This window comes from Ruegeria sp. P10, from assembly GCF_056534925.1.
This window is the reverse complement of sequence record NZ_JBQERJ010000015.1, coordinates 1-24277: the sequence shown is the minus strand read 5'-3', so window position 1 is coordinate 24277 and position 24277 is coordinate 1. Positions and strand designations below refer to the sequence as shown.

Below are 24277 nucleotides of genomic sequence, written 5' to 3'. Positions count from 1 at the left end.
AAAGATCGTATTAGAGAACTGAGCCAGTGGTCGTTGACCTATACCGCGGCGACAAAAAGGTGCGCTTCTTGCGGTACGTGCAATACGCCTTTTTTGTCATATCTAGACAAAGCGTCTGCAACCTCTTCCACGACCTTGTTGGTGACGTCAGCACCTGCATCCCTAAGATCAGTTTCGATTGGCAGCGCCATGATTTGCGCACGAAGGTCAATAAATCTTCGCTCTAGTACCAATGGCTCGTGACGAGCTATCTTGAAGCCTGCATCGACCAACAACTTAGAAATGAGGTTCCCATCTCGAAACGAAAAAGGCGCTCTGGCCTTGATTGCGGCATTTTTTCCAACATGCCGCTCGAGAGCTTTTGCAAGTGCTCCATTGAAGGGCGACACTGCACGCCAACATGTCAAAAATAGCTGACCGTCATTGCGCAAGATCCGATGAACTTCCTGCAAAGCCGAGGATTTGTCGGGGAAGAACTGAAGCCCCTGTTGTATGAAGGCATAGTCAAACGTAGCATTTTCGAAAGGTAACTCGGTTACATCTGCTGCATACCACTCGAGCACATGACGACAATCCGGCTGATTGGATTGCGCGACCTCAATCATGGTTTCGTTCAGATCTACGCCAACAACCCGGCCTTCGCCCGTCAGTTTCCTTGCAATCTCTCGCGTCAAAGCCCCGGTGCCGCATGCAATGTCGATAACGCAAGTGCCACTTCGAAACTGAACCTTCTGCATTGTTGCTTCAGCCAATGGGCCGAACATCGCAGGCACACTATGGTTGTTGTACTTCTGCGCAGCTTCTTTGGTCAGCCGGAAATTGTCCGTCATCGAAAATATCCTCCTAGCAACGGTCAATAATTGGACCACCCAAAGTGACCCAAAATCGTAGTCTCACGAGGTTTCAACCGGAAGGCCCTCATCGGCGCTCCACTCAGCCCATGAACCATCGTACAGGCGGGACTTTTCGAACCCCATTTGGCGCAACGCAAGGAGCCCACAAGAAGCAGCTATGCCACGGCCGCAGTAGGCGATGACCTCATCGTCAGTTTGAATTCCCTTGTCCTGATAGTGCTTGAGGAGCTTGGAATGATCCGCCAACTTGAATGAACCACGTTCCTTTAGTTTAGCTGCGCGTTCGGCAATGGGTATGTGTGCCAAATCCGGATCGATGTTCGATATCGCCGGTATGTTGACGGCACTGGGAATATGTCCCGAGCGACCTCCCCATGTGTGAACTCCGTCGCCTCGGAAGAGGTCGTTTGGAAGAAAGTCCACAATTCTGACTCCGGGCTTACCAATCGCATCCAAGACATCAGCTTTGCGGGCAATCCAATTGCTCTGCACTATTGGTTCAAAGTCACCATGCTGAACGGTTAGATCGCCAGTTTCAGTGGGCCGACCTTCGAGTTTCCATTGCTGCAAGCCGCCGTCCAAGACCTGCACGTTTTTATGGCCATAGTGCGAAAGTGCCCACCAAAGACGCGCAGACGCCAATGGAAGCCCGGAGTCATCGTAGACCACGACATGACTGTCGTTAGAAACACCCAACTCGCGCATCTTATTCCCAAAATCCTCTGGCCCGAGCATCATGTCGGGAGTGTTCTGAGTGCTGTCTGCAAGCTCCGTCGACATGCCAACATACACTGCGCCAGGAATGTGCTCGGCCTGGAACTCACTCCTATCGTCATAGGCTACGCCCTTGCCGTTTTCCTCCCTAAACTTCCAGCGAACATCAATGACGCGTAGTTTCGGGTTAGTCAGGTTATCTGCCAACCAAGCCGTATCAATGAGCGGGCGAGTTTGGGTTGTCATACCTACGTTCTCCTCTAACCGGACGCGGGTCGAGCCGTATGGAATAATCCCCAAAATTGCTTTCGGAGTCCAATTTTTGAAAATCTGGATTTAATAAAGCAAATATGGTTCAAACGGCTTTTTGATGATTTCATGAGACTTCTGAAAGAAACGGATGCTGAAATCATGGCGCCTCGTAACGTCAATTTCCTTTGACTCGTTAATGGGTAGGCATGCTCATATAGCTCACTGACGGACAGGTTTGGTACAGATAGTGGAAGGTTTGGATGCTTGAAGATCGGTACGGAAGCCCGCTAACGACCATATCACAAACTGCGCGAGACGCCTATGTTGAAGGCATCGACCGTTTTCTGGGTGCTTTTGATGATGTTGAAGAAGCTTACCGTTCTGCAATGCGGGCAGATGATGGTTTTGCTATGCCGCATGTTGGGCTTGCGCGCTACCTTGTTACTGTCGGGCGTGGACAAGATGCAAAGCGTGAAATAGCCGTCGCAAAGGAACTGTCGCATGGCGTCAGCCCGCGCGAAGCCGCCCAGATCGACATTATCAGCGATCTCATTGAGGGGCGTGCACCGCAGGCCTACAGGCGCATCCGAGATCACGTCGCAGACCATCCGCGAGATATTTTGCTTGCTCAGACATGTACCAGCGTATTTGGCTTAATAGGGTTTTCAGGTCGGGCTGGTCGCGAGGCGGAGCAGCTTGCTTACACAACCATGTTGAAGCCGCACTATGGCGACGACTGGTGGTTTCTCTGCCAGCATGCATTTGCCCAGATGGAGGCCGGACAGATCGGCCCGGCCGCGGAAAACATTGAGCGCGCACTTGAGTTGAAGCCAGACAGCGCACACAGTGCACATGTCAGGGCCCATCTCTACTATGAGAACGGGGAGACGGACGCTGGCTACGCTTATCTTCGCGAGTTCTGGCAAGACTATCCCTTCACAGCGTATCTGCACTACCATCTCAGCTGGCACGTCGCTCTGTGGGCGCTTGAGAGCGGCGATGTGGCAGGTATGTGGAAGCTGTTCGATGATTATGTTTCCCCCGACCGACCTCCTGCGCCGCCACTTAACGTTTTGACTGATAGTGTAGCAATTGTTCACCGCGCCTTTTTGGCTGGCGAGCAAATTCCTCAGGAGCGTTGGCAACAACTCAGCGACTATGCTGTTCAGTTCTTTCCTTCGCCTGGCTTGGCTTTTGCGGATGTTCACGCTGCTCTTGCGCATGCGATGGCGGGACAAAGAGAGCATCTGGAAGCAACCATTGACGGCGCAAAGGGACCCGCAGGCCCCACCGTTGCTTCGGTAGCAGGCGCATTCCGTGCGTTGGCGGATGGAAATGCGGACGAAGCGATTGAGAAATTCGTAAGTGTCATGTCTGAGCACGAACGCCTTGGTGGTAGCCGGGCGCAACGCGACATTATTGAGTTTTCATTGGCGCATGCGCTGGCAATATCGGGACAATCGAATGAAGCTCGACGTATCCTCAACATGCATCGACCGCATACCTCTCACGACCATGCAGTTGCCACGCTAGAAGGGTAGGGTGCCCGTATTTTTGACGCCCGCAATGAGCCCAAATTACACGTTTTCAACGCCAGTTAGAACAGAAGCTGTCGCACGACCTTACCAGGCCCCAAAAGTGTTGGTTGGCGGAAAAGACCAACCTGACTGCCGACATCAGCTTTCTCAAAAGACCATCTTAGGTGTGCGAGCGGTGTTTGTGGTCTTGTCGGTGGGCTACTGTGGATGGATTGGACGGTGCGTCACGCACGTAGCCGATAAGTTGATCAGTCGCCAAGAAGAGTGCTTCGATCAAATGGGGCTCATATAAGTCGGGTCTATGCCTTGGGTCGGCTTTGATGTCGCCAGTATCGAGAAGCAGCCCATTGTGGTAACCTCCTACCTTTAATTAGGGGGTTATTGTGATGGAATACTATGATCTCGGTAGCTACAGCCGAAAGATCACAACCTCGTCGGACGAAGCCCAGCTTTGGTTTGATCGTGGTTTGGCTTGGACTTACGCGTACAACCACGAAGAAGCGATTGTATGCTTTCAGAATGCCGTGGCTGCGGATCCAAATTGCGCAATGGCGCATTGGGGCATCGCGTATTGCATTGGGCCGAACTACAACAAGCCCTGGGAAACATTCGAAGAAGACGAGAAGCCTGACTGTATCGCCTTGGCAAAAGCGTCAATCGAGGCTGCTGCGTCGTTAAAGGACAAACTGACGCCTGTTGAACGCGCGCTCATCGAAGCCATTCCGGCTCGTTATCCATCCTCATCGGATATTGAGGATTTCAGCCCGTGGAATGATGCCTTCGCTGACGCGATGCGAAAGCTGCATGCTGAATTCAAACAGGATCTCGACGTTTGCGCCCTCCTGGCCGAGGCACTCATGAATCGGACCCCTTGGCAGCTTTGGGACTTGCCGACTGGGAAACCAGCGGATGGAGCCGATACACTTGAAGCCATAGCAGTCCTCGAAACTGCATTTGATACACTCCCCGGAGCATGGGAGCACGCAGGGCTCCTTCACATGTACATTCACCTGATGGAAATGTCGCCAAATCCTGAGCGAGCCCTTCGCCATGGTGATGTGCTCAGCACGTTGGTGCCTGAAGCCGGGCACTTGCTTCACATGCCCACCCATATTGACGTCTTGTGTGGAGATTACATGAACGTTGTGTTGCGTAATCACAAAGCCATCTTGTCAGATCGAAAGTTCCTGGAACGCGAAGGTCCTGACAACTTCTATTCCGTTTACAGGTGTCACAACTACCACTTCAAAATCTACGGAGCGATGTTTTTAGGGCAGCCAACGGCGGCACTGGAAGCTGCCGATGAGCTTGTCGAAACTTTACCTTCAGAGACACTTCGACCAATGGCTGATTGGTTCGAGGCGTTCATTCCTATGAAACAACATGTATTGATCAGGTTTGGACGCTGGCAGGCTATCCTTGATCAGGATTTACCTGAAGATTCGGAGCTCTACAGCGTCACTATCGCCATGATGCGGTATGCAAGGACGGTTGCCTTGGCCAACCTACACAGGGTCGCTGAAGCCGAGAGTGAAAAAGCCAAGTTCTATGATGCTCTGGCCAGAGTTCCTGAGACCCGAATGCTGTTCAACAACACATGTCGGGACATTCTGAAGGTCGCTGAGCAAATGATGCTGGGTGAGTTGGCCTATCACACAGGAGAGCACGAAACGGCCTTTGATCACCTGCGAAAGTCAGTGGAGATCGACGATAACTTGCCATACGACGAGCCCTGGGGCTGGATGCAACCCACCCGTCATGCGCTGGGTGCTCTTCTTCTTGAACAGGGCCAGATGGAGGAAGCCGAAGCTGTTTACCGTGCAGACCTTGGCCTGGATGCAACGCTTAGCCGGGCCTGTCAGCATCCGGGCAACGTCTGGAGCCTGCATGGTTTGCACGAATGTCTCACCCGGCGCGGTGAAACGGTCGAAGCCGCCCACATTAAGCTACAATTGGACAAGGCCGCTGCCCGCGCCGAGGTGCCGATAAAGGCGTCGTGTTATTGCAGGCAGAAGGCGTTGGCCGCCGAGTAATCTCGGATCAACAGCAATGGCTGGGGCATTTGCGAGGCCCGCTTCTGCCGTTGATCGGGAATTGTTTAACTTCGTTGATGGCAACCGTCTGGGCGACCACAAGACCGGCAATCATCGCTTGGAGGCCGTTTTGCGGTAAATCAGCCGCATGGTAGCATCGCGTAGGATTTGCAGTCGGGGGGCAACATGGTCTTAACATTCGCACAAATGGAAGCTCAGGAAATATCCAAAGCAAATCCAATTTCAGCAACTGACGCGCTGGCAGTACTGATCGAAGACCCCAACGCACTTGTGGTGGACGTGAGGGATAGTGCTGAAATGGCGGCCACGGGTATCAGCCCGAGAGCAATTCCGGCTCCTGGTCGCGCCGTCGCTTGGATGGCAGACCTTGAAAGTGAATACAGATCTCAAGAGTTACAGGATCGTGGAAGGCGAATTTTCACCACCTGTGGCGGCGCTCCTAGTTACCGAGGCGCGGCAGCGGCAAATGTATTGACTGCGATGGGTTTTCAAAACGTGCAGTTCATCGATGGAGGGATGGCGGCTCTGATCGCAGCTGGCTCCTCCACAAAGCAGCCTTAAGAAACGGCGAAACCAACGGTCTTGAGCAAACAGAGCAGAGGGGTAAATAGATACGTCTCAGCTTCCAGAGTTGTGTCTCGATACGACTTGCGACTGAGATTTAAGCCAGTTGACGAACACCTTAGCCTCGGGGCGCTGAAATTCTGCCTGCGTCTGGATGTAATAGACGCCGAAGAGAGGCTCAGAGAACAATTCAATCATCCGACCAGATGATAGATCGTCCTCGAAAAAAGCTCTGGCGGTATACGTGATACCGTCACCCCGGCGAACCGCAGTCATGATCAGGTTCCCCGGCATGTGATTTATGGTCAATGGTTCGGCAGGAACAACCCCGTGATAGGTGAACCAGTCAGCCGCCTCGTTGGTGCCCAGTTCCTGCAACCAGGGCAGCTTCGTCAGAGAAGCCGGGTCACGCAGATCTTGGCCTCCCACCAGTGAAGGTGCCCCGATCACGACCATGTCGGAAACAAGGACAGTATCCTCTTCTTTTCTCGGCATGCGTCTGTCGTGATACCGAATGGCGACATCGATGCCGCCTGGTCTTATCTGAACCAGTTCAGAAGTTGGGTTCAGCATCAAAGTGATCTCTGGATGTTGTTGTTGAAACTCTGCCATTCTCGGCAATAGCCACTCCACCGCGAATGCTGGTGACATTGTCACTTGAACGGGACGCTGCGCTGTGTGTTCTGCCAGTCGTTCGACACCCCTTCCAATGATTTCAAAGCCGATACCCAGTTCACGCGCAAGAATGATGCCTGGCTCTGTCAATTCAATGCTGCGCCCACGTCTAACAACGAGAGCTACACCCAAATGCCTTTCCAACGATTTGACCTGCTGGCTGACAGCCGCTTGGGTCACGTTCAAGCGTTCAGCAGCCACGGTGTAACTCCCAGCTTCCGCAACCGCTGAGAAGGCGCGCAAAGCGTTCATTGGGGGAAGGTGCAGCCAGTCCATGCTGTAGATTTTCTAATGTTTGATTAGACTATTTGAGTCGCATAATATCGGCATTCTTGACATTATTCACAGTGAAATCTGCGCTTCTATTATAAAATATTGGAGCGGATGCTTTAGTGCTGATGTCAACCTAGCCGCATGCCAGGAGATCTTGATACGATGGAAAAACTTCAAGGTGGATGTTACTGTGGTGCTGTTCGATACCAGATCGCGACACCACCTGTCTGGTCGGGACATTGCCATTGTCGTTCATGCCAAATGGCCCTTGGTGGCGCCTTTGCAACTTGGGCTAAAGTGGCCGCCGAAGACTTCGCCGTTATCAAAGGCGAAATCCAACACATTGAGAAAACTCCGGGTATTCGCCGCGGGTTTTGTCGGGACTGTGGAACGACGTTGACCTATGCCGCCCTAAATGAAGTTGAGGGCCAAGACTGGAGCGCTGACGCTTGGTTTTCTTCTGTAACGTTGGACGACCCATCGATTGCGCAACCCAAGGCCCACATCTTCGTGTCACATCAGCAGCCATGGATAAAACTCGACGACGGGCTGCCGACGTTTCCTGAGTTCTAAGCAACTTTTCGAGCGAACGGAGGAGAAAGCGATGAACACTGTTTATTCATATGCCTGCAAGGATTGCGAGGGCATGGAGGCCTGCCCGGGCAAAGTAGTTGCTGCGACCAAGGACGAAGTCTGGAAGCTCATGGAACTGCACGCGGTGGTCGCCCATGGAGAGGACCCCAGCTCGTGGGACGCCGACACTCGAGAATATCTGGAAACACTGATAAAGCCCGCGTGATCAAATAAATTAAGCTTCAAGTTCCTGCGGATAATCGGCCAAAATTTTGGCTTGGTTTGTTTAACCGCGAAGGGCAGCTTTCCTCCGCAACCGGGAAATTGCTAGGCCCATTTGTGATTATCCGGTTTGGACTGCGGCCCACCGCCAAGGCACCTAGAAGCGCAAGGCCATCGCGAACCCAAATCGGAAACGTGTGAGATCGGTTTCCATCACAAACCAACCTGCTACTGCGAAACCCTGCTCTTATTCAGGCAAACCGGCTAGTCGCAAAGACGCACAGTCTTTCTCCAGCCTTTCTCTGTCAGAGAAAAGTTGAGTTTTCGCCCAGTCCGATATGGAAAACTGAGGGCGGTATTTCATCACATTCCGTGCTTCATCGCGAGCGGCCTCAAGGTTCTCCGTCTCTACATGGACGATTACGAGGTCGAGGTGACCAAAGCCTTCAACCCTTTGACCATATTCGGTGAATGCTTTCTTGGCTTCCTCGTATTGACCGTCGAGTCGAAGGGCTAAACCCAGAACGCCTGCATACCAACCTGGATAGTGAGGGTTCAGGGTAATGGCTTGTTGTGCGACTTGGATCGCTTCATTTGCCTGGCCATTGAAAGCTAGGGTGATTGACAGTCTGGCAGCCACGTCAGCGTGGTTTGGATTCAGCGCTAGTGCCTCGTTGAACTTCTCGATAGCCGAAACCAGCTTGCCATCGATTGCATCCGCAAAACCCGCAATAGCGTGAGCCTCTGGGTTGTAGCTGTCTATTTCCAGAGCTCGCTGAGCGCAGTCACGAGCCTCCGCTAGCGCGGCACGCCGGTCAGCAACAAATCCATGTCGTGCTTCGACAGTGCAAATGAATCCCAAAGTACAATACGGAGCCGAGTAACCCGGGTCGAGTGCAATTGCCTGTTGTGCAAATCGGCGAGCGTCGGCCTGAGCTTCCCTGGTAATTCTGCGCGAAGCCTCAACGGCCTTTAGTTGAGCAGTCCACGCGCCTAGGTTATTTGTGCCGGATCCTCTGAAACGAGCCATTTCTCCCGCCAACAGTTCGACTTGAAGCTCGGTTGCAATCCTAAGTGCGATTTCATCCTGAACTTCGAATACATCTTCAATGAGGCGATCATAGCGGTCTGCCCAAATATGCATGCCGGACTTTGCATCGATTAGCTGTGCTGTGATTCTCACCCGGTTACCGCTTTGACGGACACTTCCCTCAAGAACAAGATCGACACCCTGCTCCAGACCGACCTGTTTCACGTCAACGGAGCGACCTTTGTAGACGAATGTAGAGTTACGCGCGACGACCAGTAAATTCGGGAGTTTTGATAAAGTGGTGATGATCTCTTCGGTAATTCCATCTGCAAAAAACTCCTGATCGGGGTCAGAAGAGAGATTATCGAAAGGTAAGACGCCGATTAGCAGAGACTTTGTATGGCTAGCCGGAGTTACTCGCGGTGGGGCAGAACCTGGCGGCGACCATTGGAAAACTTCTATTGGTGACGGCGCGTTCTTAAACTGTCGCTCTCCAGCGCGATAAAATTGCTCAGCGAGGCGCTCGTCAAGGCTGCGATGGACGACATCTGAAATTAACACAGCCCCTTCGTTGGAAGCCTCTTGTAGACGTGCAGATAGATTGATGCCATCGCCGAAAATGTCATCTTCGTCGAATACGACATCTCCAAGATGCACACCCACTCGTAGTTTCAATGAGGACTGAGTTGACACCTGGCTTTGAAGATCAAGGGCGCATCGTACTGCATCAGATACCGAGTTAAACTCGACTATCCATCCATCACCCATCCTCTTAACGACATTACCTCGATGATCGCTAACCAAAGGATCAAATAACTCTCGACGTAGAACACGAAGTTCGCTGAGAGTCCTATTTTCATCTGCCTTAATCTGGCCTGAGTAGTTTACTACATCGGCCGAGAGTACTGCGGAAAGTCTGCGGTCTCCATTCATGTCTATTGGTAGCGCAAATTACGCTGCTTGGAAAAGACAACATGATTTTCTGAACGTCGCGCATGTCCTAGTGAATGGCTTAGTGCAAAACTGAAAAGCGTGACTGTGAATGTCTGCTTCGGGCTGCCATCGGTCCATCCGCACACCGCAGAGAATGATTAATTCGAGCCCAGTGCGGACGCAAAGTTAGATGGGCAGACGGGCGTGGATCTCAATCGGGGCTATCAATCCGCCTTCTATGTTTCGCACCATGTTTTGGACCTTTAGCGCTGTGTCGTCGCCCATGATCAGATGCAGGCCAAGATGTGGAGGACCATCCGCACGGCTTTGCGCAGCCGCCAAATCTTCAAAGAATTGTTTGGCAAACACGGTGCGGTCGATCCTACCGGTCAATTCGAAACCAACGGACTTCAAAGCCGCCTCATATGTCTCTGGTGGTGCAAGCGCACACTGATCCGAAGTCGAAGCCCAAGGCGCTGGATAATCCATATTGCCCTCGCCGACTTGCATCACATCGTAAATCGCAAAAATACCCCCTGGTTTAAGCACACGCATTGCCTCCCGCGCGATGCCAACTTTGTCCGCAATGTTCATGCCGACGTGGATCATGTAAGCAGCGTCCATCGAGTCAGATTCCAACGGCAGATCAAGCACGCTGCCTTCGATGAGTTGAACCCGATCCGACATGCCCGTCCATTCTGTAAGGGCGCGTCCTGTTTCCACAAACTCGGCAGTTAAATCGATGCCGGTCACATGAGCACCAGTGGCCGCTGCGACATAGCGGGCAGGACCACCGAGGCCACATCCAAAATCGACAACCCGACTTTGGGGCGAAGGGTCTAAAGCCTGCACAAAAGGTTCGGTGGCAAGGCGTCCACCAATGTGAAACTCGTCAACCGGCGCCAAAGCGTCGCGAGAAATCGGTGGGGTCAAGTCTAGTGCTGCGCAACCATCAGAAATTCGCTTTAGCAAGTGACCGGAGTGGTAATGGTGCGCGACTTCATTGGGATCAGTCATGTTGAAGCCTCCCCAACTTATGCCGCTATGGTAGACTCGGTGATCTCGAATGTCAGCTCCGTCCGCTTATTCGGATTTGTAAAGTCCAGTTGCGAACGTTTGCCTAGGGCTGATTATCTACGGCAGGCATCTTTCGCCAAAATCATCGCTCATCTCCTTCCTGTGAGGCCTTCGCTGCTTGGTAGCATGTCCACAACCGCTCCACCTCATCTAGCGGATCGTCAGTGGTTCGCTTGTGTGAATTCAGCAGCTGTTTCATCGTTCGACGAGATGCATCATCCTGCATGATCTGGTCCGCACGCAGCACATCGACTTTTTGAACGTATTCAACCTCTGCTTCTGCCAGCAAGCGCTCCAGTAGTCCTGACGTTGAAGAAGAATCTGAATAGATCCAACCCGCCGGGCATTGGTCGATGATGCCCGAAACCTGGCTTGCAACATCCACGGCAGGTGGAGCCGTCGAAAGGTTGATTGGAGATGCGGCCAAAACCTGATGTGACCAGTTCAGGGCAGGGTAGATGCGAGATGACCAAGTGTATGGCTCGTCATCGATCACTCTCAAGACCGCGATTTCAACTGGGTAGAACTGTCCTCTTACGGCTACGATCCTCAGGTCGCAGAACAGCACACTGACAACCGGTTCCGGCAGGCCAATATCCTTATAGACGCTACCAGATCCTTCTGTGATTTTGTCTTTTTCAGTCACTTTGGCCACTTATTCTCTTTAATCCAGATGTCTGTCCATTCTGCTAGTCCGTCAGCTGGAGCAGCGTCCACGATGTGCTCTCGTACAGTCCTCAGAAGTGCCGGCCATGCATCTGAACCCTCTTTCGGTCGTGCTTTCAGCTCATAAATCAGGTCATCCAGAGGGATCGACTCCAACGGACGTCCAAAGATCTCTTCATCGGAAAACTCATTACTCATCGAAGGGATTCCAATCGCCTTGCTCCTGACAGTGCGCGCACAGGGCAGTTGCCTTGTTCTTCTTCCGTACAATATCCCCCACATGGCCACATCGTGCACATGTGCGTTTGCTGTCCAGTACGAGACGCTTGAGCGGGAGATCCAGGCATTGATCATACCGACGGAAGTTGATCTGGATCGAACAGTCTGAGCCCGTCGTAACATCCAAGATCTGCACTTGAATCGGTGTCTCACAGTTCTCTCGAACCAGATGCTCCGCCTCCGCAAGAAACCTTCCCAGCAGGACGAGCCGACCCGGCCCAATGCTTGGCCACAGTGAGGCAGTATCAGCGCTCACCAGGTCTGGGAAGCGATCTGCCACATTGAGCTCAAGATCTGTTGGCCAAATCATCTCAGCGCCTTCAAACCGACTTTGAAGGTAGTCGTTGTAGCACCAGCAGCAAAGCGTCGTTAGGTAGCCTCGAATGCTCTGCACCTGCGCGGTGTTTCCACAGGATTCACACGTCTTCTCGATCTCGTCGACACGAGTATCGAGTTCATCGAGGATATTTCGATTACACTTTCGTGTGTAGACACGAAGGCCTCCCAATTTTTGCTTGATCTGTACGATCACCGGCAACTCATCCCCAAAGATATCGGTGTGTTGAGCAACACTGCGCTTCACATCTTCCAACACTAGTGCGAGCTGATCAGCCCAGCCAGCGCGATGCTCACCAAGTGCTTTTAGAACGCTTGTTTGGATGTCATTCCAGTCGACAACAGGTTTCACATTACCCACCCTTCAGCCGCGCCAGTGCGTCAGCTTTGTTAATCGCTACACGCATGATTTCTTCGTCCGTCAGATCTTCGATACGTTCGAAATCGGCGGTGGAAATTGGGGCCACAACACTGCTTTCACTGTCGTGAACCGCAAATGTCATCTTCAGGAATCGAAGATCTTCGGTATCTGTGAAAATTGGCTCAATTGTCCGGGTCATGATCGTTTCCCAATCGACGTTTGTGCGCTTTGATGTGTTCGGCTAGGTCTCCAACGAGGTTGCCAGCAGCGATGTCTTTCTCCAAAAGCTCAAGGAAAGCTTCGATGGCTGGATCTATATGCTCGTCCTCGCCCTGGTCCTCGCCATTCACTTCACTAGCGATGCGGTCATCCAGCTCGCGAATGCTCGCCCGAATCTGTGACAGCAATTCGTTGCCTTCTTCATCTACCTTGCGCGCTCTGATTTCATCTGCGGAAATCGGACCAGACAGCTTTGCCTGGCCCAATGCCAACGCCGCTTCTTGCAGTGCCAAAAGAGCTCGGGTCAATGGATCAATCTCCACGTCAGCAATGAGCGCGTCGAACTCCTCCGCGCTGCTGATCGGATCAGACAGCGGTGCTTGTCCGGTCAAAAACTCGGCCTTCTTTAGCCTCAGGAATGCGCGCGTCACCTCATCAGCCTTAGTGCGGGGCTCTCGCGCACCGGTCTTCTCCAGCCATATGGCGGCGATCTTCTCAACCAGTGCCCACACCGTCTGCCTGCGATCATGCTGCGAGATCTCGAAGCGTACTGCTTTTTCTTCGATGCCGAGAGGCTTGGACATTCGTTCGTTTACGCGAACTTCGTAGTCGCAGAGGCCACTAAGATCGTCGCTGACATTCCCAGCATGGGCCCGGGCGACTTCGCTCTCATTCACGTAGACAACGATTTTAAGCATCGTTCAGCAGCCTTTCGCCACGCACGCAGGGCAACGTCCGCGGTCATCAGATCGGTCGATCTGACCGAAATATCCACAAATTGAGCAGGTCAACCTGTCCCGAAGGGGATTTTTCCGAACGCCAAAGAATCTCTTCCTTTCAGGGTGGCGCTTGCTCGCGACATCATGCGCGCACCAGCAACAAAGTGTCTTGTACCAGCCGTCCAGAAGTTGGGTCTCGGCAGCGTTTGAGCATCGCTCACAGGTACGATTTGCTCGTGCAATGGTGGCGGTGATCATCGACTGGATGTGTCGATCATCACACCTGTGGTAGATGCGGAGCTCTCCCAGCTTCTCCTTGATCTGGAGGATGAAGGGGTAGGTGGCATCCTTCGGATCACAGTGTTCTTTGATCTCTGTGAAGAGCGTCGTGACCAAGCCTGACCAGCCTTCGGGTGTGCGTCCGAGGCACTCCTCGACCGATTGCTTGATGTCGTTGAAATCAATTGCGTTCGTAACTTTGTCCGCCATGTCGGACACCTCCTGAGGATGGTAGGAGGCGTCGGAATCGAACCGACTCGTGCACTCTAATCTGGAGCAATTACAAGGATATAAGCCTCGCCCGCATACCAATGCTGCCTCCCGCGGATTTCGCGTGGGTTATCGACCTCAGGCCGATATTCGATGGCAGTGGATGCGTGTGAACGTCATGACCGCAAGCTGAACCAGTTCGCATAACCATGTCAAGACGGAGCGTGCTGCACTTCGAAATTCACCGCGTAGTTCTGGGAACCTTCTAGCTTAGCGTGTGCCAAAAAGAATGAAGCATCCTATTTTGCGGGTCAGTACAGCGTAGAGTAGCTCTCAGACAGCGAAGCGATTCGATGCCCTGCGATCCGGATTCGAACTTAGAAACTCAATCGATAGTTCGCTCTGAATCGACGCGCGCATTTTGATCTGCGTCTGATGCGCTCTGTTCTGGAGAAATACAAATGTCTTGATCCGGCGAAACCTCAGCGGCAGCATTGACCTGAATGTTTCGAAAAATGGAGATACCGGTTGCAAAACCTTGCAAGTTTCAATCCATTTAGCGTCTCGAGTCATTTGTGATGATACGTTCCTCACCTGAATTGCTGGCAGTTTCGAGGCGTTGGTATGAAATACTCAGAACCAAGAAGAATACTGACGAGTTGCAGGATTTTCTGTCGAAGGCAGATGAACTAAGGTTCGTTGGCACAGGCGAAGGTGAGTTTTGGAGCGGGCAAGCAGTTCGCGATGGGGTTAGCGGATTTTTTGCGGAGATCCCGGCACCCGTCGTTTTCGAAGAAGTTGAAGCTGAGGCCTTCGAAAACGGAGAAACGGGATGGTCATCCTTCGTCCACAAGATTCAGTTTGTCGGCTTTGATGAAGCCGTCTTTTATCGCACCGTCCTGATTTTTGTCCTGGAGGGAGCGGCCTGGAAGATCATCAATCGCCACGCTTCAGTGCCCACTCCAAATATTGAACTCGTGGGTAAGGAACAGCTGGCCATCCAAAAACTGGTTGATGCTGCGCGTGAAGATGGACCCGATCTGGTCCAAACGGAAGGTTTGGCTTCGGTACTTTTCACTGATGTGGAGGGCAGCACAACATTGGCGGAGGCGTTGGGCGATCAGCGTTGGTCGGTGCTGATCGAAAACCACTTCCAAGTGTTGGCGGCGATCATTGAAAAGTACCATGGCCAGTTCGTGAAATCCCTTGGAGACGGAACGTTGTCCGTCTTTCCGTCCGCGAAAGAAGCACTGACGGCCGCTATCAAGATCCAGGGGGCCATTGCATCGGCTTCCGAGGAGCCATCTTTCGGTGTCCGGATTGGGATTCATACTGGTGATGTCGTGCAATCTCGTGGAGATTTTTTCGGTACGGTGGTCAATAAAGCGTCACGCATAACGACCGTTGGTGCGGCGGGCGAGATACTCGTTTCAGATGCGACTCGCGCCATGGTCGGAGGACGAACCGATTTCTCTTTTTCTGAAATAGAACCCAGACTCCTGAAAGGTCTACGCGGTCACCACGTCTTGTATCGGTTGGATTGGCAAGATTAAGTCTTGGGGGCGCCGTAACTCCGGCAAATCGCCTAGTCTTCTAGGGGAGCAGCACCGCCAGTTGTTTTGAGGTTCGCAGCACACCTTACATCGCCAGTAATTCCCGATGAATTGCGACCATCGCCCAGGTGTCGCGCATGCAGCACGCAACAAGATCAGCATATACCTTAGGGCTGCAAGCGCAGTGGGAGAATTGAATTTGATGTGTCCTTGAAGTGAATTAGACTACGAGCCAACTGTTCAGATAGCTCACTAAGAGGACATCATGGCAGCTCCTTTAGTCCAAAACTGGGAACTGACTGCCGCCATCCAGGACATAGCAGATTGGCTGGTTCAACAGGGCTTAGAGAATGCGCCTGTGGAGCTCTGGCTTGAAGCATTCTGCAACCGTCTTGTTTCGGCAGGAATTCCGCTTCAAAGAGCAAACATCACTGTTCGCGCTCATCATCCCGAGATTGGGACTGTCGCTTTTCGCTGGCACAGGGATGGCGGTCATGAGCGAGAGAACTTTGTCCGAAGAACGGATGCGCCTGAGGAATACGTTCTAAGTCCAATTTATTATCTTTTGGCAAACAACGTTGAAGAGATCAGACAAGATCTTACAGTCGAAGAACCCGCGCTCAACTTTCCGATCTTCGACGAACTTCGCGAGCGCGGTGCAACTGACTACTTTGCTGTCAAACGGTTATTCCTTGTTCAGGACAATGCTACTCCTGTTAACCCGATGCAGGCCGAAGAAGGTGCTATTATTTCGTTGGCAACCGACGCGAGCGGGGGCTTCACAAGCCAGCAACTTGACGGTTTGCGTCAACTGATATCTCCACTTTGCCTGACGCTGAAATGTGGGGCAAACCGGCTGATGGCTGAAGACATAACCGCCGCGTACTTGGGAAAAGACGCCAGTAGGCGCGTTCTTTCCGGGGACATCACCCGAGGTTCATCGGAAACTATCTCAGCGGTGATTTGGTATTTTGACCTGCAAGGATTTACCAAATTGTCAGAGGCGCTTCCGGGGGACTCAATCATAGAATTGCTAAACGACTACTTCGCCGAAGCTGTTGACGTAGTCGAACGCAATGGCGGTAATGTTCTAAAATTCATGGGGGATGGAATGCTTGCCATCTTCGATATTAATCAAGTCCCGAACGCTCGCCGCGTCGCAATTCACGCGGCAACGGAGTTGCGAGATACTTTTGAGGAACTCAACCAACGACGGCAAGCTGATGGTTTGCCAACGACCGGCTTCACTCTCTCGTTGCACGCAGGCGATGTTCTTTACGGCAATATTGGCGGTAGGTCTCGCTTGGATTTCACAGTGGTCGGCCCAGCGGTAAATACAACTTCGCGCATTTTAGGCATGTGCAGCGCTCTTGATCAGAACATTGTGGTTTCCGATAAGGTGGCGGGCGACTTGGTGGGCTCCATTCCAAGTCTTGTTTCCCTAGGGCAATACAGATTGCGCGGTGTTGCTGAAAGACAGGAGCTGTTCACGATAGACTAACTGCCGCTATTTGGAAGCCGCCGCAATGGGGTGTTGACCTGCGTCAAAGCAAAGGTAGCCGGATTGCTACTAGGTTGGTTTGCACATGGAACAGAACTGTTGGATCAAGCACCCGCGCAGAGCGGCATTCTTGGTCATAGTGATTGCATTGTCAGGCTGCACGGGCAGGCACCACCAAGGCAATTGGCATGGCCACGGCTTAGAAGGTTGCTATGGACCTCACCACGACGTTGATCGCGAGGTCCATTGCCGAACGCTCGAGTGAACTTGAGCCATACGCGATGCAACCCACAAAACGTTTGGCGACCAGTGTTATTTGGATTGAGATTCAGATCTTGTATCGAAACTGCCCGTTTGATGCTCAGTCCGGTAACATTGAAAAGTTTGGCCTTGGCACAATATCTTTGTAGTCCCATGAGGAAGCGGAGAAGAGACCAATGAAACGACGCGAATTTCTATTAGCGGGTACAGCAGCAGTGTTGGCTACTCCTTCCGTCGGACAAGAAGCCCCATTCATTAAAGTCTACAAGACGCCAACCTGCGGCTGTTGTTCCGCGTGGGTAGATCACCTGATCTCCGCAGGATTTCGCGCCGATACGCTAGACATGGAACAGGAGCAGCTGTGGTCGCTTAAAGAACAAATGAAAATCTCAGATGAGCTTTCCAGTTGCCACACTGCAATTATTGGGGACTATTTTGTCGAAGGTCATGTCCCGGCAGTAGATATCTATCGACTTTTGTCCGAACATCCTGAAGGCCTCGGCCTAACAGTTCCAGGCATGCCGATGGGTTCACCCGGCATGGATTTTTCAGACGAACGAGAACCTTATGAAACCTTGCTCGTTGGTCTGGATGGAACAACGAGTGTGTTTGCTCGACATAGCTGAGAGATTGGATGAAGGGCAATCAGATTTCCCAGCTCCATGTCCAACATTAGTTTGCGCTGATTTCAAAAGGATTCAGCTGCAACCGTTGTGTTTTTTCCACATGGTTGGGTCGTGGCCTTCGGGCACATTGGAGCACGGGTCGTTCTCATACCCTCTTAGAATGCTGTATTGCTGGATTTGATCTGCGCTCAACAGCGGTGTTGTTTGCAGGTGCCGGGACAGATGAACCAGTCGTAATTCGGCCCTGGCCGTTTCTGCCGCTTTAACAAGTTTGTTTAACTCGGCTAAGTCAAGCTGGTCACCGGCAAACGCTTCACTTAACGCCGCTTCGGCCTCAATAAACCGCTCGCCTGCGACGATTGCCTGTTTGCGCATTTCAGAATGGATCGTGCCAATTCTTTCCACCTGATCCTTCGAAAGTCCAAGTTCATCTTGCAATTCGAGCAAGTGTGCTGGGCCTGGTTTGCCATTCAGCTCCGCTGGTAAAGCAAAACCCCAACCTCCGCCGCGCCGCAGCTCTTCTAGATCGGTCTCAGATAAGCTTTTGATGGTCCTGGATTGCAGACCGGCGTATGGCGTGATTTCAGCGTCGTGAGTGAGACTTTGCGCGAGTGCTAATTGAGAATATTGGATCGTACAAAGCGCCGTTACAATCAGAAACTTAGGCATAAACTTAATCATGAAGTCTCCTTTCTGGCTCACCCAAATGCCTTCTTCCATACAGTACTTCTGCCCGGCGCAGCGACATTCCTGCTCCTTTTTGACCAGTAGGTCGTTCCGGATTTACGTGTATTCTAGGCCGTTGAGACAATAACCTCTGCTTCGATTTCAATTGGGAAGTTGATTGGTAGGCCTGCCACCCCGACCGCCGTACGTGAATGGCGGCCAATCTCTTCTCCAAAGACGTCAATGATCAAATCCGTGAAACCGTTGAGAACCGCAGGCGTATCGCTGAAGCCAGATTTGCAATTTATCATCCCATGAACTCGGCACCACCCCGTTATTCGGTTTAGACTGCCAAGTTCGCGCTTTAGACTGCCGAGAATAGAAAGCCCGACTTTGCGTGCTGAGGCGTAGCCCTCTTCCACAGACACATTTTCTCCGACTGCTCCAAATGGCGCGGCCGGAGTACCGTCTATTTCTTGTGGTCCATGACCAGATACGAACGCCCGGTCGCCCCGAACGTTAATCCACGGAAATGGCAACACCATACCAACAGGCAATTTTAGCGGCGCAGGTAAAATGATGTTGTGGTCTAACAATCGCTGTTCAGCGTCGATCATGGTACTCTCCCTCGCAGCACTTGCATGGATCTTACCATAAACCATGCCCAAAGTCGGTCTCGACCACCAAACTTTGCAAGGTCCGCTTCGTCCACATTTGAGTCATCTGGCGAAACCGCGGCGAACGGCTGTTGTTGGTTAGGGCAAACCCTGGCCGCGTTCGCGGGCATGAATGACCGCTCATCGTGGTTACGGGTCATCCGGCAAAAAGTCTCAGATGGCCGAGACGGTCCCGAAGCGGCAATCTTTACTAAGAAAGTGAGGTCCTAAGCAGGAAGCTCTCCGCCAGACTGAAGCCATCGCGCGTCGGCTTCCGGAAGCAACTCTGCAAGACGTTTGTGAAACGCAAGAAGGTCTTCGTCTGAAAGCTTGCCCTCCCACTTGCGACTGCTTGCGCTATCGAAGAAGGCTGACGGGTCTTTAAAGGTTGTGGACCGTTGTGTTTCTTCCTTAGCACTCGCGCGTGCATTGGCTTGCATGTTCTCGAACTGCATACTTTCCGCAATTGCGGCCAGCATTTCATCGCCAATTTTCAAACCAAGTACGGAAGCGAGCTTTCTAGTATGAGAGAGCAAATCGCGCCGCATATCGGCGTAATGGAAAATGTGTATGATGGGATGTTGGATGTTTGACTTGAAGGACTTGAAGTGATGAACGATGGCCTCAAGGGTGATCCCATCAGCCATCTCCTCTCGAACGGTCTCACCAAGAAAAAGGGCGAATGAAGCTGTCGGCTCATCCGGGAACCTGTCTTGGATCAGGTCTTCCTTCAGGTTTGCCACATGTCGGCGCATCGAAAAATGTGCGTCGATTGGGTGTCTGAACACCGCGATGTAGGTGCAATCTGGACCGAAAGGAATGCCGTCAAAAGGCGTATGGGTCTTGATGCATCTTCTGTGGCTTTGAGCTTCGAACATTCGAGCTATGGGGAGTTGATCTCGAAACGCAGGGTCGAGCCAAACCGACAGGTCATCCATGACCTTGTCCATACCTGGCTTTTCAAACAAGAGCGACAGCACAAGGGCTTGCGTCCATGTTGTTCCGCACTTTGGCGGTGTTGCAACAATCACATCTCCTTGGCGCAGCGCGAACATGTCCCAAATCCGATTGTCGGTGAGACGTGTTCTGTACTCGAATGCCTTCCTTGAAGACGCCCGTATCGTCATTCTGATTTCCGCCAATGGACCCTTAATGAAACGATAGCAAGCATGCGGCGCTGAACCTAGAATTTTGATGGCACCCGAGTAGGAAGGCCTTTCAAAGTGCCAAGCGAAAACCTTGCATTCGCGGCTAGAAGCTCGTTTTGCCCTCAAGGCAGTCATACGCGGCACCTTGCTCCAGTGCCTGTGCTGCGGTGTAAAGTCGAAATTACAAAGTTCGGTTTTTCGAGGTCCGCTTCTGCCTAATTTACCCAAAAGCAAAAAGCTTGCGTGTCGTTATTCGGTCACTGATGTTCATTGAATATTGATCGCGATTTATGCGCGAAACCCCTAATATCCCTTTGACACTCCTTCACAATGGATACGCGGGAGGATTTTGTTTGGAGCGGTACTTGGCTGCCATACTCGTGGCTGATGTTGTTGGCTATAGCGCGCTTGTCAGTGCTAACGAGGAAGCCGCATTGCACACATATAGGGGCCACTTTAGGGCGCTGGAGCCGCATGTCGGCCTGAATGGCGGACGCCTATTCAAAAGAACCGGTGACGGTTTTCTTGCAGAGTTTTCCTCGGTTGTAGATGCGCTGGCATGTGCGGAAACGATGCAACGTCAGATGGCTGAGCGGAACGGGGCGCGCGGGCAAAGTCCGGAAATGCAATTCCGTATGGGAATTCACGCGGGCGATGTTTTTGATGACGACGGTGATGTTCTTGGTGACGGCGTCAACATCGCGGCCCGGCTGGAAAGTCTTGCTCCTCCAGGAGGGATCATCGTTTCAGGTCGGGTTTACGAAGACCTTGTGGGTAAGGTGGATGTATCGTTCACCGAATTGGGGCCGCAATATCTGAAGAATATCACACGCCCTGTAACTGCTTACTCGGTACAAACAGCATTTGCTACTGAATCCCCGATAATTCAATCTCGCCCAGACAAGCCTTCGGTGGCCGTATTGGCGTTTGACAATCTGTCGCCTGACGCTGAACAGGATTACTTTGCAGAAGGTATAGCCGAAGATATAATCACCAGCTTGTCCAGAGTGCCCTGGATATTCGTGGTCGCCCGAAACTCCTCTTTTTCTTACAAAGGGCTTTCGGTTGATGTGCGTCGTATCGGCCGAGAGCTTGGTGTCCGCTATATATTGGAAGGGTCCGTTCGCGGCGCTGGTGACCGGTTGCGTGTCACGGGTCAGCTGATTGATGCGGAAACCGGGTCTCATGTTTGGGCGGATCGATACGATGGCAAGCTCGATGATGTTTTTGAGCTTCAGGACCAGATTACCGAGGCTGTCGTTGCTTCGATTGCGCCAGGTATCCGACAAGCTGAAATAGACCGTGCTGCTCACAAGCGCCCTGACACCCTTGGAGCCTATGATCACTTCCTACGTGCGCAGTCCTTGATCTACAGGTTCAATTTCACTGAAGCAGACGACCATTTGTCAAAAGCTCTTTCACTCTCAAGTGAGTACCCATTGGCAAGCGCTCTTCGAGGCTGGATCCGCACTTTGCTATGGAACCCGGATACGCGTCCAAACGAGGCCCGATTTGATTGCGCAATTCAGCTGGCACATGAGGCTCTGGCGGCATCACATCTTGACCTAGAGGCGCAAGCATATGCCGGTTACGTACTCGCGTTTCTGTCGGAGGATACAGAGTACGGTTTGTCACTTGTGGATCAAGTCGTCGAGAGAAGCCCAAATTGCGTTTCAGCCTGGGGATCCAGTTGCGTACTGCATGGCCTGATGGGTGAAGCGCAGGTGGCACAAGCTCATGCCAGGGAGGCGCTCCGACTTAACCCGAATGACCCACTAAACTACCGGGTCCACATGGGTATCAGCCTGTCGCAAATCGCGGAAGGGAACTGGCGCGATCTAAGAGAAACTGCCCAAAAAATGCGTGCATTTCATAATACTGTGACTGTCTTTCGCCTGAACGAACTTGTGGCGGAAATGGCTCTCGGCAATGGGAGCCGAGCTAGAGAGCTCGCAGGTATTCACATGTCGCGGGAACCCGATTTTAGCGTTTCAATGTTCCGGCATATGCGCGCTCGTATCTCTATCGCAAAACCAGAAATCTATGACGCCTACTATAAAATGCTGGCAGCCGCAGGCATTCCTGATTGACGACAACAGTTGTAGACCAGCGGCAAGTCATAGCAAGTGTGCAACATGTGGAAACATATTTTTTGCCGCTGGAAGAATGCCCAATTTGGTCTGCGAACAGTCGTTGAAGTGAATAGCGGCGAGCGGCAATCGAACCTTCGCGGCGCTCGGCGTGAACGATTGCTCTGCGGACAAAGCTACCATTGCCACGTTAGGTCAGATTAATAGGTTTGCAGTTTCATGCTCTAATCAGAACAGATGCCCATTTACCTTCAAGGAAAGTTTCGAGATGGAGGTGCTGTCGCATATTAGAACTGTTGACCGCCGCGACATGGCTTCAATGGAAGTCAAGCCGATCAGTAGATCGTGAGCCGGGGACACTGGAAATCTAGAAAAAACGACCGACCGATCTGGTCTACGAGCGTTCGGTCGTTGTGCAGCCGCACTAACGTCGAATGGGCGCCCGCATTGGGCTCGATGTTGTCATTTTCTCAAACGCTAGGAATGCTCTCTTTGCGGATAAAGCAGAAATCGCTCGATCACTAAAAAACATCAGGCGGCTTAGCCAAAGGTCCCCAAGTTTCAGGGTCTGGTAAACCGACACTTGACCATGCTTCTTGCAAAACTCTGGAGTCTGAAGATCTTGTCCGCGGCAAATCATCCAAAATATCAAACCAAGGCATTTTGCTTTCTATTCCGGAGTGGACTGAAGGAGCAAAGTTTTCCGGTTGGTCGAGGCTCGAAGTATGCAGGACCAGATAGGCCGTTTCTCGTGGCTTTACGAGCTTATAAGTTAGGCTTGCCCCGCATCTGGCACAAAAGCCACGATTTGCTATCGGCGTAGTTGCGAAGTATCGAGGTTCCTCGGTGAGAAATCGAACAGCAGAAGCGGGAAAAGCCGCCCATGCATTAACTGCTGAACCAGAAAATTTTCTGCAACAACTACAATGGCAATACCCGGTGCTTATGGCAGGCGCGTTTATTTCATACCGTACTAACCCACAGATGCAGCCACCAGTTATTAAGGTTTTGGCCAATTCATCTTCATCAAAATCCAGAAAACCTCCCTCTTCTCCGGGTTCTGAAACGGTCATGTAGACATGTATTGGACTATCAGTTCTCTTGAGTCTTTTGTGACCGCAATCCGCCAGCGGAAGATCTATCTTGCCCGCTATTTGCGCCATTACTTCTCCTGAAACCGCGATTCCACCTGGTTCCGCTATTGCTTCAAGCCGTGCCGCAGTATTTACGCCGTCTCCGAGAATATCGTCGCCGTGTACAACGACATCACCGAGAGAAACGCCGACGCGTAAGATGAGAGGGTCGTCACTGTTCGACCGGCGTGCTTCGCGTGCGCAGGCTCTTTGAATGTTAATTGCACAATTGACCGCCTCAAAGACACTCGAGAACTCAGCCAAAAACCCATCGCCAGTAGACTTAAAAACACGACCCCGGTTTGCTTCCACCTGCATGCCGATGATTTCACGTTCTAGTCGAACCAACTTAGCTAATGTTCCGCTTTCATCGCGTGATACCAATCCCGCGAAACCGACTATATCGGTGGCCAGAATGGCCGCTAACTTGCGTTCCATCTCCGTTGCTCCGAGCCAACAATCTCCAATTGATGCCTGCTTACTTTAACATAAAATCGGTCGCAGCGAGCCACGGTGGCTGAGGTGTTAATTTCCAGCTTTCAAAGACCGTTCGGGGCTGCGAGCGGTCAATCATGCTCATCGCAGAAAATGGCAGCGCTGAGCCCCAAGCCGAAAGTTTCCTACTTTTGCCGAGCTCGTACCTCGGCGGCCCGACGAACTGCGAGTACCGCTGTTGCGTAATCTCCCAAAGAAATCCCTCTGAAAGCGAATGCAGCCGGTTTCTCTGAGCCTCCCCAACTGAACTGGTCCACCGTTATGTTTAGGAAACGGAGGACCAAGAATGGCAAACAAGAGACCGAAGCCCGAAGAGATTG

Annotated in this window: 23 protein-coding genes and 1 tRNA gene; 9 read left to right on the top strand and 15 right to left on the bottom strand. The window is 52.1% G+C overall.

Annotated features, from left to right (window positions below; genetic code table 11):
• Nucleotides 1-38: 38 nt before the first annotated feature.
• Both ACR0FB_RS19510 and ACR0FB_RS19505 read right to left on the bottom strand, forming a co-directional pair.
• The gene (locus ACR0FB_RS19510; RefSeq protein ID WP_480492654.1) at nucleotides 39-830 is read right to left on the bottom strand and encodes a class I SAM-dependent methyltransferase; all 792 of its coding nucleotides are present in this window, start codon (nucleotides 828-830) and stop codon (nucleotides 39-41) included.
• 63 nt (nucleotides 831-893) lie between these two features.
• On the bottom strand, nucleotides 894-1814 hold the full coding sequence (locus ACR0FB_RS19505; protein ID WP_480621656.1) for a sulfurtransferase: 921 nt from the start codon (nucleotides 1812-1814) through the stop codon (nucleotides 894-896).
• A 266-nt stretch (nucleotides 1815-2080) separates the two neighbouring features.
• Between ACR0FB_RS19505 and ACR0FB_RS19500 the strand changes: the two genes are divergently transcribed.
• From ACR0FB_RS19500 to ACR0FB_RS19490, 3 genes are all read left to right on the top strand, one after another.
• A complete protein-coding gene (locus ACR0FB_RS19500) occupies nucleotides 2081-3361 on the top strand; it encodes a tetratricopeptide repeat protein (RefSeq protein ID WP_480621657.1) in 1281 nt (426 codons plus the stop codon).
• A 383-nt stretch (nucleotides 3362-3744) separates the two neighbouring features.
• Nucleotides 3745-5391: a hypothetical protein gene (locus ACR0FB_RS19495; protein ID WP_475191963.1), complete on the top strand. Its 1647-nt coding sequence runs from the start codon at nucleotides 3745-3747 to the stop codon at nucleotides 5389-5391.
• 186 nt (nucleotides 5392-5577) lie between these two features.
• Entirely contained in the window at nucleotides 5578-5973 is a 396-nt protein-coding gene (locus ACR0FB_RS19490) for a rhodanese-like domain-containing protein (protein ID WP_170594474.1), read from the top strand.
• A 57-nt stretch (nucleotides 5974-6030) separates the two neighbouring features.
• Here ACR0FB_RS19490 and ACR0FB_RS19485 read toward each other — a convergent pair whose 3' ends face one another.
• Nucleotides 6031-6927, bottom strand: coding sequence for a LysR family transcriptional regulator (locus ACR0FB_RS19485; protein WP_480621658.1), 897 nt, complete (start codon nucleotides 6925-6927; stop codon nucleotides 6031-6033).
• A gap of 159 nt (nucleotides 6928-7086) precedes the next feature.
• Between ACR0FB_RS19485 and ACR0FB_RS19480 the strand changes: the two genes are divergently transcribed.
• Nucleotides 7087-7497 carry a GFA family protein gene (locus ACR0FB_RS19480; RefSeq protein ID WP_170787368.1) on the top strand — a complete coding sequence of 137 codons (411 nt, stop codon included), beginning with the start codon at nucleotides 7087-7089 and terminating at the stop codon, nucleotides 7495-7497.
• 31 nt (nucleotides 7498-7528) lie between these two features.
• Nucleotides 7529-7723: a DUF1059 domain-containing protein gene (locus ACR0FB_RS19475; protein WP_170415288.1), complete on the top strand. Its 195-nt coding sequence runs from the start codon at nucleotides 7529-7531 to the stop codon at nucleotides 7721-7723.
• A 243-nt stretch (nucleotides 7724-7966) separates the two neighbouring features.
• Here ACR0FB_RS19475 and ACR0FB_RS19470 read toward each other — a convergent pair whose 3' ends face one another.
• The 8 genes from ACR0FB_RS19470 to ACR0FB_RS19435 form a co-directional block, all read right to left on the bottom strand.
• Nucleotides 7967-9682: an adenylate/guanylate cyclase domain-containing protein gene (locus ACR0FB_RS19470; RefSeq protein WP_480492649.1), complete on the bottom strand. Its 1716-nt coding sequence runs from the start codon at nucleotides 9680-9682 to the stop codon at nucleotides 7967-7969.
• 186 nt (nucleotides 9683-9868) lie between these two features.
• Nucleotides 9869-10699 carry a class I SAM-dependent methyltransferase gene (locus tag ACR0FB_RS19465; RefSeq protein WP_480621659.1) on the bottom strand — a complete coding sequence of 277 codons (831 nt, stop codon included), beginning with the start codon at nucleotides 10697-10699 and terminating at the stop codon, nucleotides 9869-9871.
• Between the two features lie 142 nt (nucleotides 10700-10841).
• Nucleotides 10842-11414, bottom strand: a complete 573-nt coding sequence (locus ACR0FB_RS19460) for a hypothetical protein (RefSeq protein ID WP_480492647.1) — start codon at nucleotides 11412-11414, stop codon at nucleotides 10842-10844.
• A gap of 201 nt (nucleotides 11415-11615) precedes the next feature.
• Nucleotides 11616-12392, bottom strand: coding sequence for a hypothetical protein (locus ACR0FB_RS19455; RefSeq protein ID WP_480621660.1), 777 nt, complete (start codon nucleotides 12390-12392; stop codon nucleotides 11616-11618).
• A 1-nt stretch (nucleotide 12393) separates the two neighbouring features.
• Nucleotides 12394-12600 carry a hypothetical protein gene (locus ACR0FB_RS19450; protein WP_480621661.1) on the bottom strand — a complete coding sequence of 69 codons (207 nt, stop codon included), beginning with the start codon at nucleotides 12598-12600 and terminating at the stop codon, nucleotides 12394-12396.
• Nucleotides 12584-13318 (bottom strand): hypothetical protein, encoded by a 735-nt coding sequence (locus ACR0FB_RS19445; protein ID WP_480621662.1) that lies wholly within the window; start codon nucleotides 13316-13318, stop codon nucleotides 12584-12586. The genes ACR0FB_RS19450 and ACR0FB_RS19445 overlap by 17 nt, the downstream gene beginning before the upstream one ends.
• A 3-nt stretch (nucleotides 13319-13321) precedes the next feature.
• Nucleotides 13322-13828, bottom strand: coding sequence for a hypothetical protein (locus ACR0FB_RS19440; RefSeq protein ID WP_480621663.1), 507 nt, complete (start codon nucleotides 13826-13828; stop codon nucleotides 13322-13324).
• Between the two features lie 19 nt (nucleotides 13829-13847).
• A tRNA-OTHER gene (locus tag ACR0FB_RS19435) sits at nucleotides 13848-13941 on the bottom strand.
• A gap of 465 nt (nucleotides 13942-14406) precedes the next feature.
• Between ACR0FB_RS19435 and ACR0FB_RS19430 the strand changes: the two genes are divergently transcribed.
• From ACR0FB_RS19430 to ACR0FB_RS19420, 3 genes are all read left to right on the top strand, one after another.
• The gene (locus ACR0FB_RS19430) at nucleotides 14407-15381 is read left to right on the top strand and encodes an adenylate/guanylate cyclase domain-containing protein (RefSeq protein WP_480492642.1); all 975 of its coding nucleotides are present in this window, start codon (nucleotides 14407-14409) and stop codon (nucleotides 15379-15381) included.
• A gap of 265 nt (nucleotides 15382-15646) precedes the next feature.
• Nucleotides 15647-16882 carry an adenylate/guanylate cyclase domain-containing protein gene (locus tag ACR0FB_RS19425; RefSeq protein WP_480621664.1) on the top strand — a complete coding sequence of 412 codons (1236 nt, stop codon included), beginning with the start codon at nucleotides 15647-15649 and terminating at the stop codon, nucleotides 16880-16882.
• A gap of 437 nt (nucleotides 16883-17319) precedes the next feature.
• The gene (locus ACR0FB_RS19420) at nucleotides 17320-17769 is read left to right on the top strand and encodes a DUF411 domain-containing protein (RefSeq protein WP_480492640.1); all 450 of its coding nucleotides are present in this window, start codon (nucleotides 17320-17322) and stop codon (nucleotides 17767-17769) included.
• Nucleotides 17770-17841: 72 nt separating this feature from the next.
• On the opposite strand, the gene ACR0FB_RS19415 is transcribed toward ACR0FB_RS19420, so the two are convergent.
• The 3 genes from ACR0FB_RS19415 to ACR0FB_RS19405 form a co-directional block, all read right to left on the bottom strand.
• Nucleotides 17842-18489, bottom strand: a complete 648-nt coding sequence (locus ACR0FB_RS19415) for a Spy/CpxP family protein refolding chaperone (RefSeq protein WP_480621665.1) — start codon at nucleotides 18487-18489, stop codon at nucleotides 17842-17844.
• A gap of 74 nt (nucleotides 18490-18563) precedes the next feature.
• On the bottom strand, nucleotides 18564-19052 hold the full coding sequence (locus ACR0FB_RS19410) for a RidA family protein (protein WP_480456286.1): 489 nt from the start codon (nucleotides 19050-19052) through the stop codon (nucleotides 18564-18566).
• A 266-nt stretch (nucleotides 19053-19318) separates the two neighbouring features.
• Nucleotides 19319-20146: a sulfotransferase domain-containing protein gene (locus tag ACR0FB_RS19405; protein WP_480621666.1), complete on the bottom strand. Its 828-nt coding sequence runs from the start codon at nucleotides 20144-20146 to the stop codon at nucleotides 19319-19321.
• 458 nt (nucleotides 20147-20604) lie between these two features.
• On the opposite strand from ACR0FB_RS19405, the gene ACR0FB_RS19400 reads away from it, so the two are divergent.
• Nucleotides 20605-22329, top strand: a complete 1725-nt coding sequence (locus ACR0FB_RS19400; protein WP_480621667.1) for an adenylate/guanylate cyclase domain-containing protein — start codon at nucleotides 20605-20607, stop codon at nucleotides 22327-22329.
• 521 nt (nucleotides 22330-22850) lie between these two features.
• Here the strand turns inward: ACR0FB_RS19400 and ACR0FB_RS19395 are convergent.
• Nucleotides 22851-23900 (bottom strand): GFA family protein, encoded by a 1050-nt coding sequence (locus ACR0FB_RS19395; RefSeq protein ID WP_170546192.1) that lies wholly within the window; start codon nucleotides 23898-23900, stop codon nucleotides 22851-22853.
• Between the last annotated feature and the right edge of the window lie 377 nt (nucleotides 23901-24277).

What these genes read in the sequence shown, in the direction of transcription:
- ACR0FB_RS19510 (WP_480492654.1), bottom strand. Translation starts at nt 830, where the DNA reads ATGACGGACAATTTCCGGCTGACCAAAGAAGCTGCGCAGAAGTACAAC.
- ACR0FB_RS19505 (WP_480621656.1), bottom strand. Translation starts at nt 1,814, where the DNA reads ATGACAACCCAAACTCGCCCGCTCATTGATACGGCTTGGTTGGCAGAT.
- ACR0FB_RS19500 (WP_480621657.1), top strand. Translation starts at nt 2,081, where the DNA reads ATGCTTGAAGATCGGTACGGAAGCCCGCTAACGACCATATCACAAACT.
- ACR0FB_RS19495 (WP_475191963.1), top strand. Translation starts at nt 3,745, where the DNA reads ATGGAATACTATGATCTCGGTAGCTACAGCCGAAAGATCACAACCTCG.
- ACR0FB_RS19490 (WP_170594474.1), top strand. Translation starts at nt 5,578, where the DNA reads ATGGTCTTAACATTCGCACAAATGGAAGCTCAGGAAATATCCAAAGCA.
- ACR0FB_RS19485 (WP_480621658.1), bottom strand. Translation starts at nt 6,927, where the DNA reads ATGGACTGGCTGCACCTTCCCCCAATGAACGCTTTGCGCGCCTTCTCA.
- ACR0FB_RS19480 (WP_170787368.1), top strand. Translation starts at nt 7,087, where the DNA reads ATGGAAAAACTTCAAGGTGGATGTTACTGTGGTGCTGTTCGATACCAG.
- ACR0FB_RS19475 (WP_170415288.1), top strand. Translation starts at nt 7,529, where the DNA reads ATGAACACTGTTTATTCATATGCCTGCAAGGATTGCGAGGGCATGGAG.
- ACR0FB_RS19470 (WP_480492649.1), bottom strand. Translation starts at nt 9,682, where the DNA reads ATGAATGGAGACCGCAGACTTTCCGCAGTACTCTCGGCCGATGTAGTA.
- ACR0FB_RS19465 (WP_480621659.1), bottom strand. Translation starts at nt 10,699, where the DNA reads ATGACTGATCCCAATGAAGTCGCGCACCATTACCACTCCGGTCACTTG.
- ACR0FB_RS19450 (WP_480621661.1), bottom strand. Translation starts at nt 12,600, where the DNA reads ATGACCCGGACAATTGAGCCAATTTTCACAGATACCGAAGATCTTCGA.
- ACR0FB_RS19445 (WP_480621662.1), bottom strand. Translation starts at nt 13,318, where the DNA reads ATGCTTAAAATCGTTGTCTACGTGAATGAGAGCGAAGTCGCCCGGGCC.
- ACR0FB_RS19440 (WP_480621663.1), bottom strand. Translation starts at nt 13,828, where the DNA reads ATGGCGGACAAAGTTACGAACGCAATTGATTTCAACGACATCAAGCAA.
- ACR0FB_RS19430 (WP_480492642.1), top strand. Translation starts at nt 14,407, where the DNA reads ATGATACGTTCCTCACCTGAATTGCTGGCAGTTTCGAGGCGTTGGTAT.
- ACR0FB_RS19425 (WP_480621664.1), top strand. Translation starts at nt 15,647, where the DNA reads ATGGCAGCTCCTTTAGTCCAAAACTGGGAACTGACTGCCGCCATCCAG.
- ACR0FB_RS19420 (WP_480492640.1), top strand. Translation starts at nt 17,320, where the DNA reads ATGAAACGACGCGAATTTCTATTAGCGGGTACAGCAGCAGTGTTGGCT.
- ACR0FB_RS19415 (WP_480621665.1), bottom strand. Translation starts at nt 18,489, where the DNA reads ATGGAAGAAGGCATTTGGGTGAGCCAGAAAGGAGACTTCATGATTAAG.
- ACR0FB_RS19410 (WP_480456286.1), bottom strand. Translation starts at nt 19,052, where the DNA reads ATGATCGACGCTGAACAGCGATTGTTAGACCACAACATCATTTTACCT.
- ACR0FB_RS19405 (WP_480621666.1), bottom strand. Translation starts at nt 20,146, where the DNA reads ATGTTCGCGCTGCGCCAAGGAGATGTGATTGTTGCAACACCGCCAAAG.
- ACR0FB_RS19395 (WP_170546192.1), bottom strand. Translation starts at nt 23,900, where the DNA reads ATGGAACGCAAGTTAGCGGCCATTCTGGCCACCGATATAGTCGGTTTC.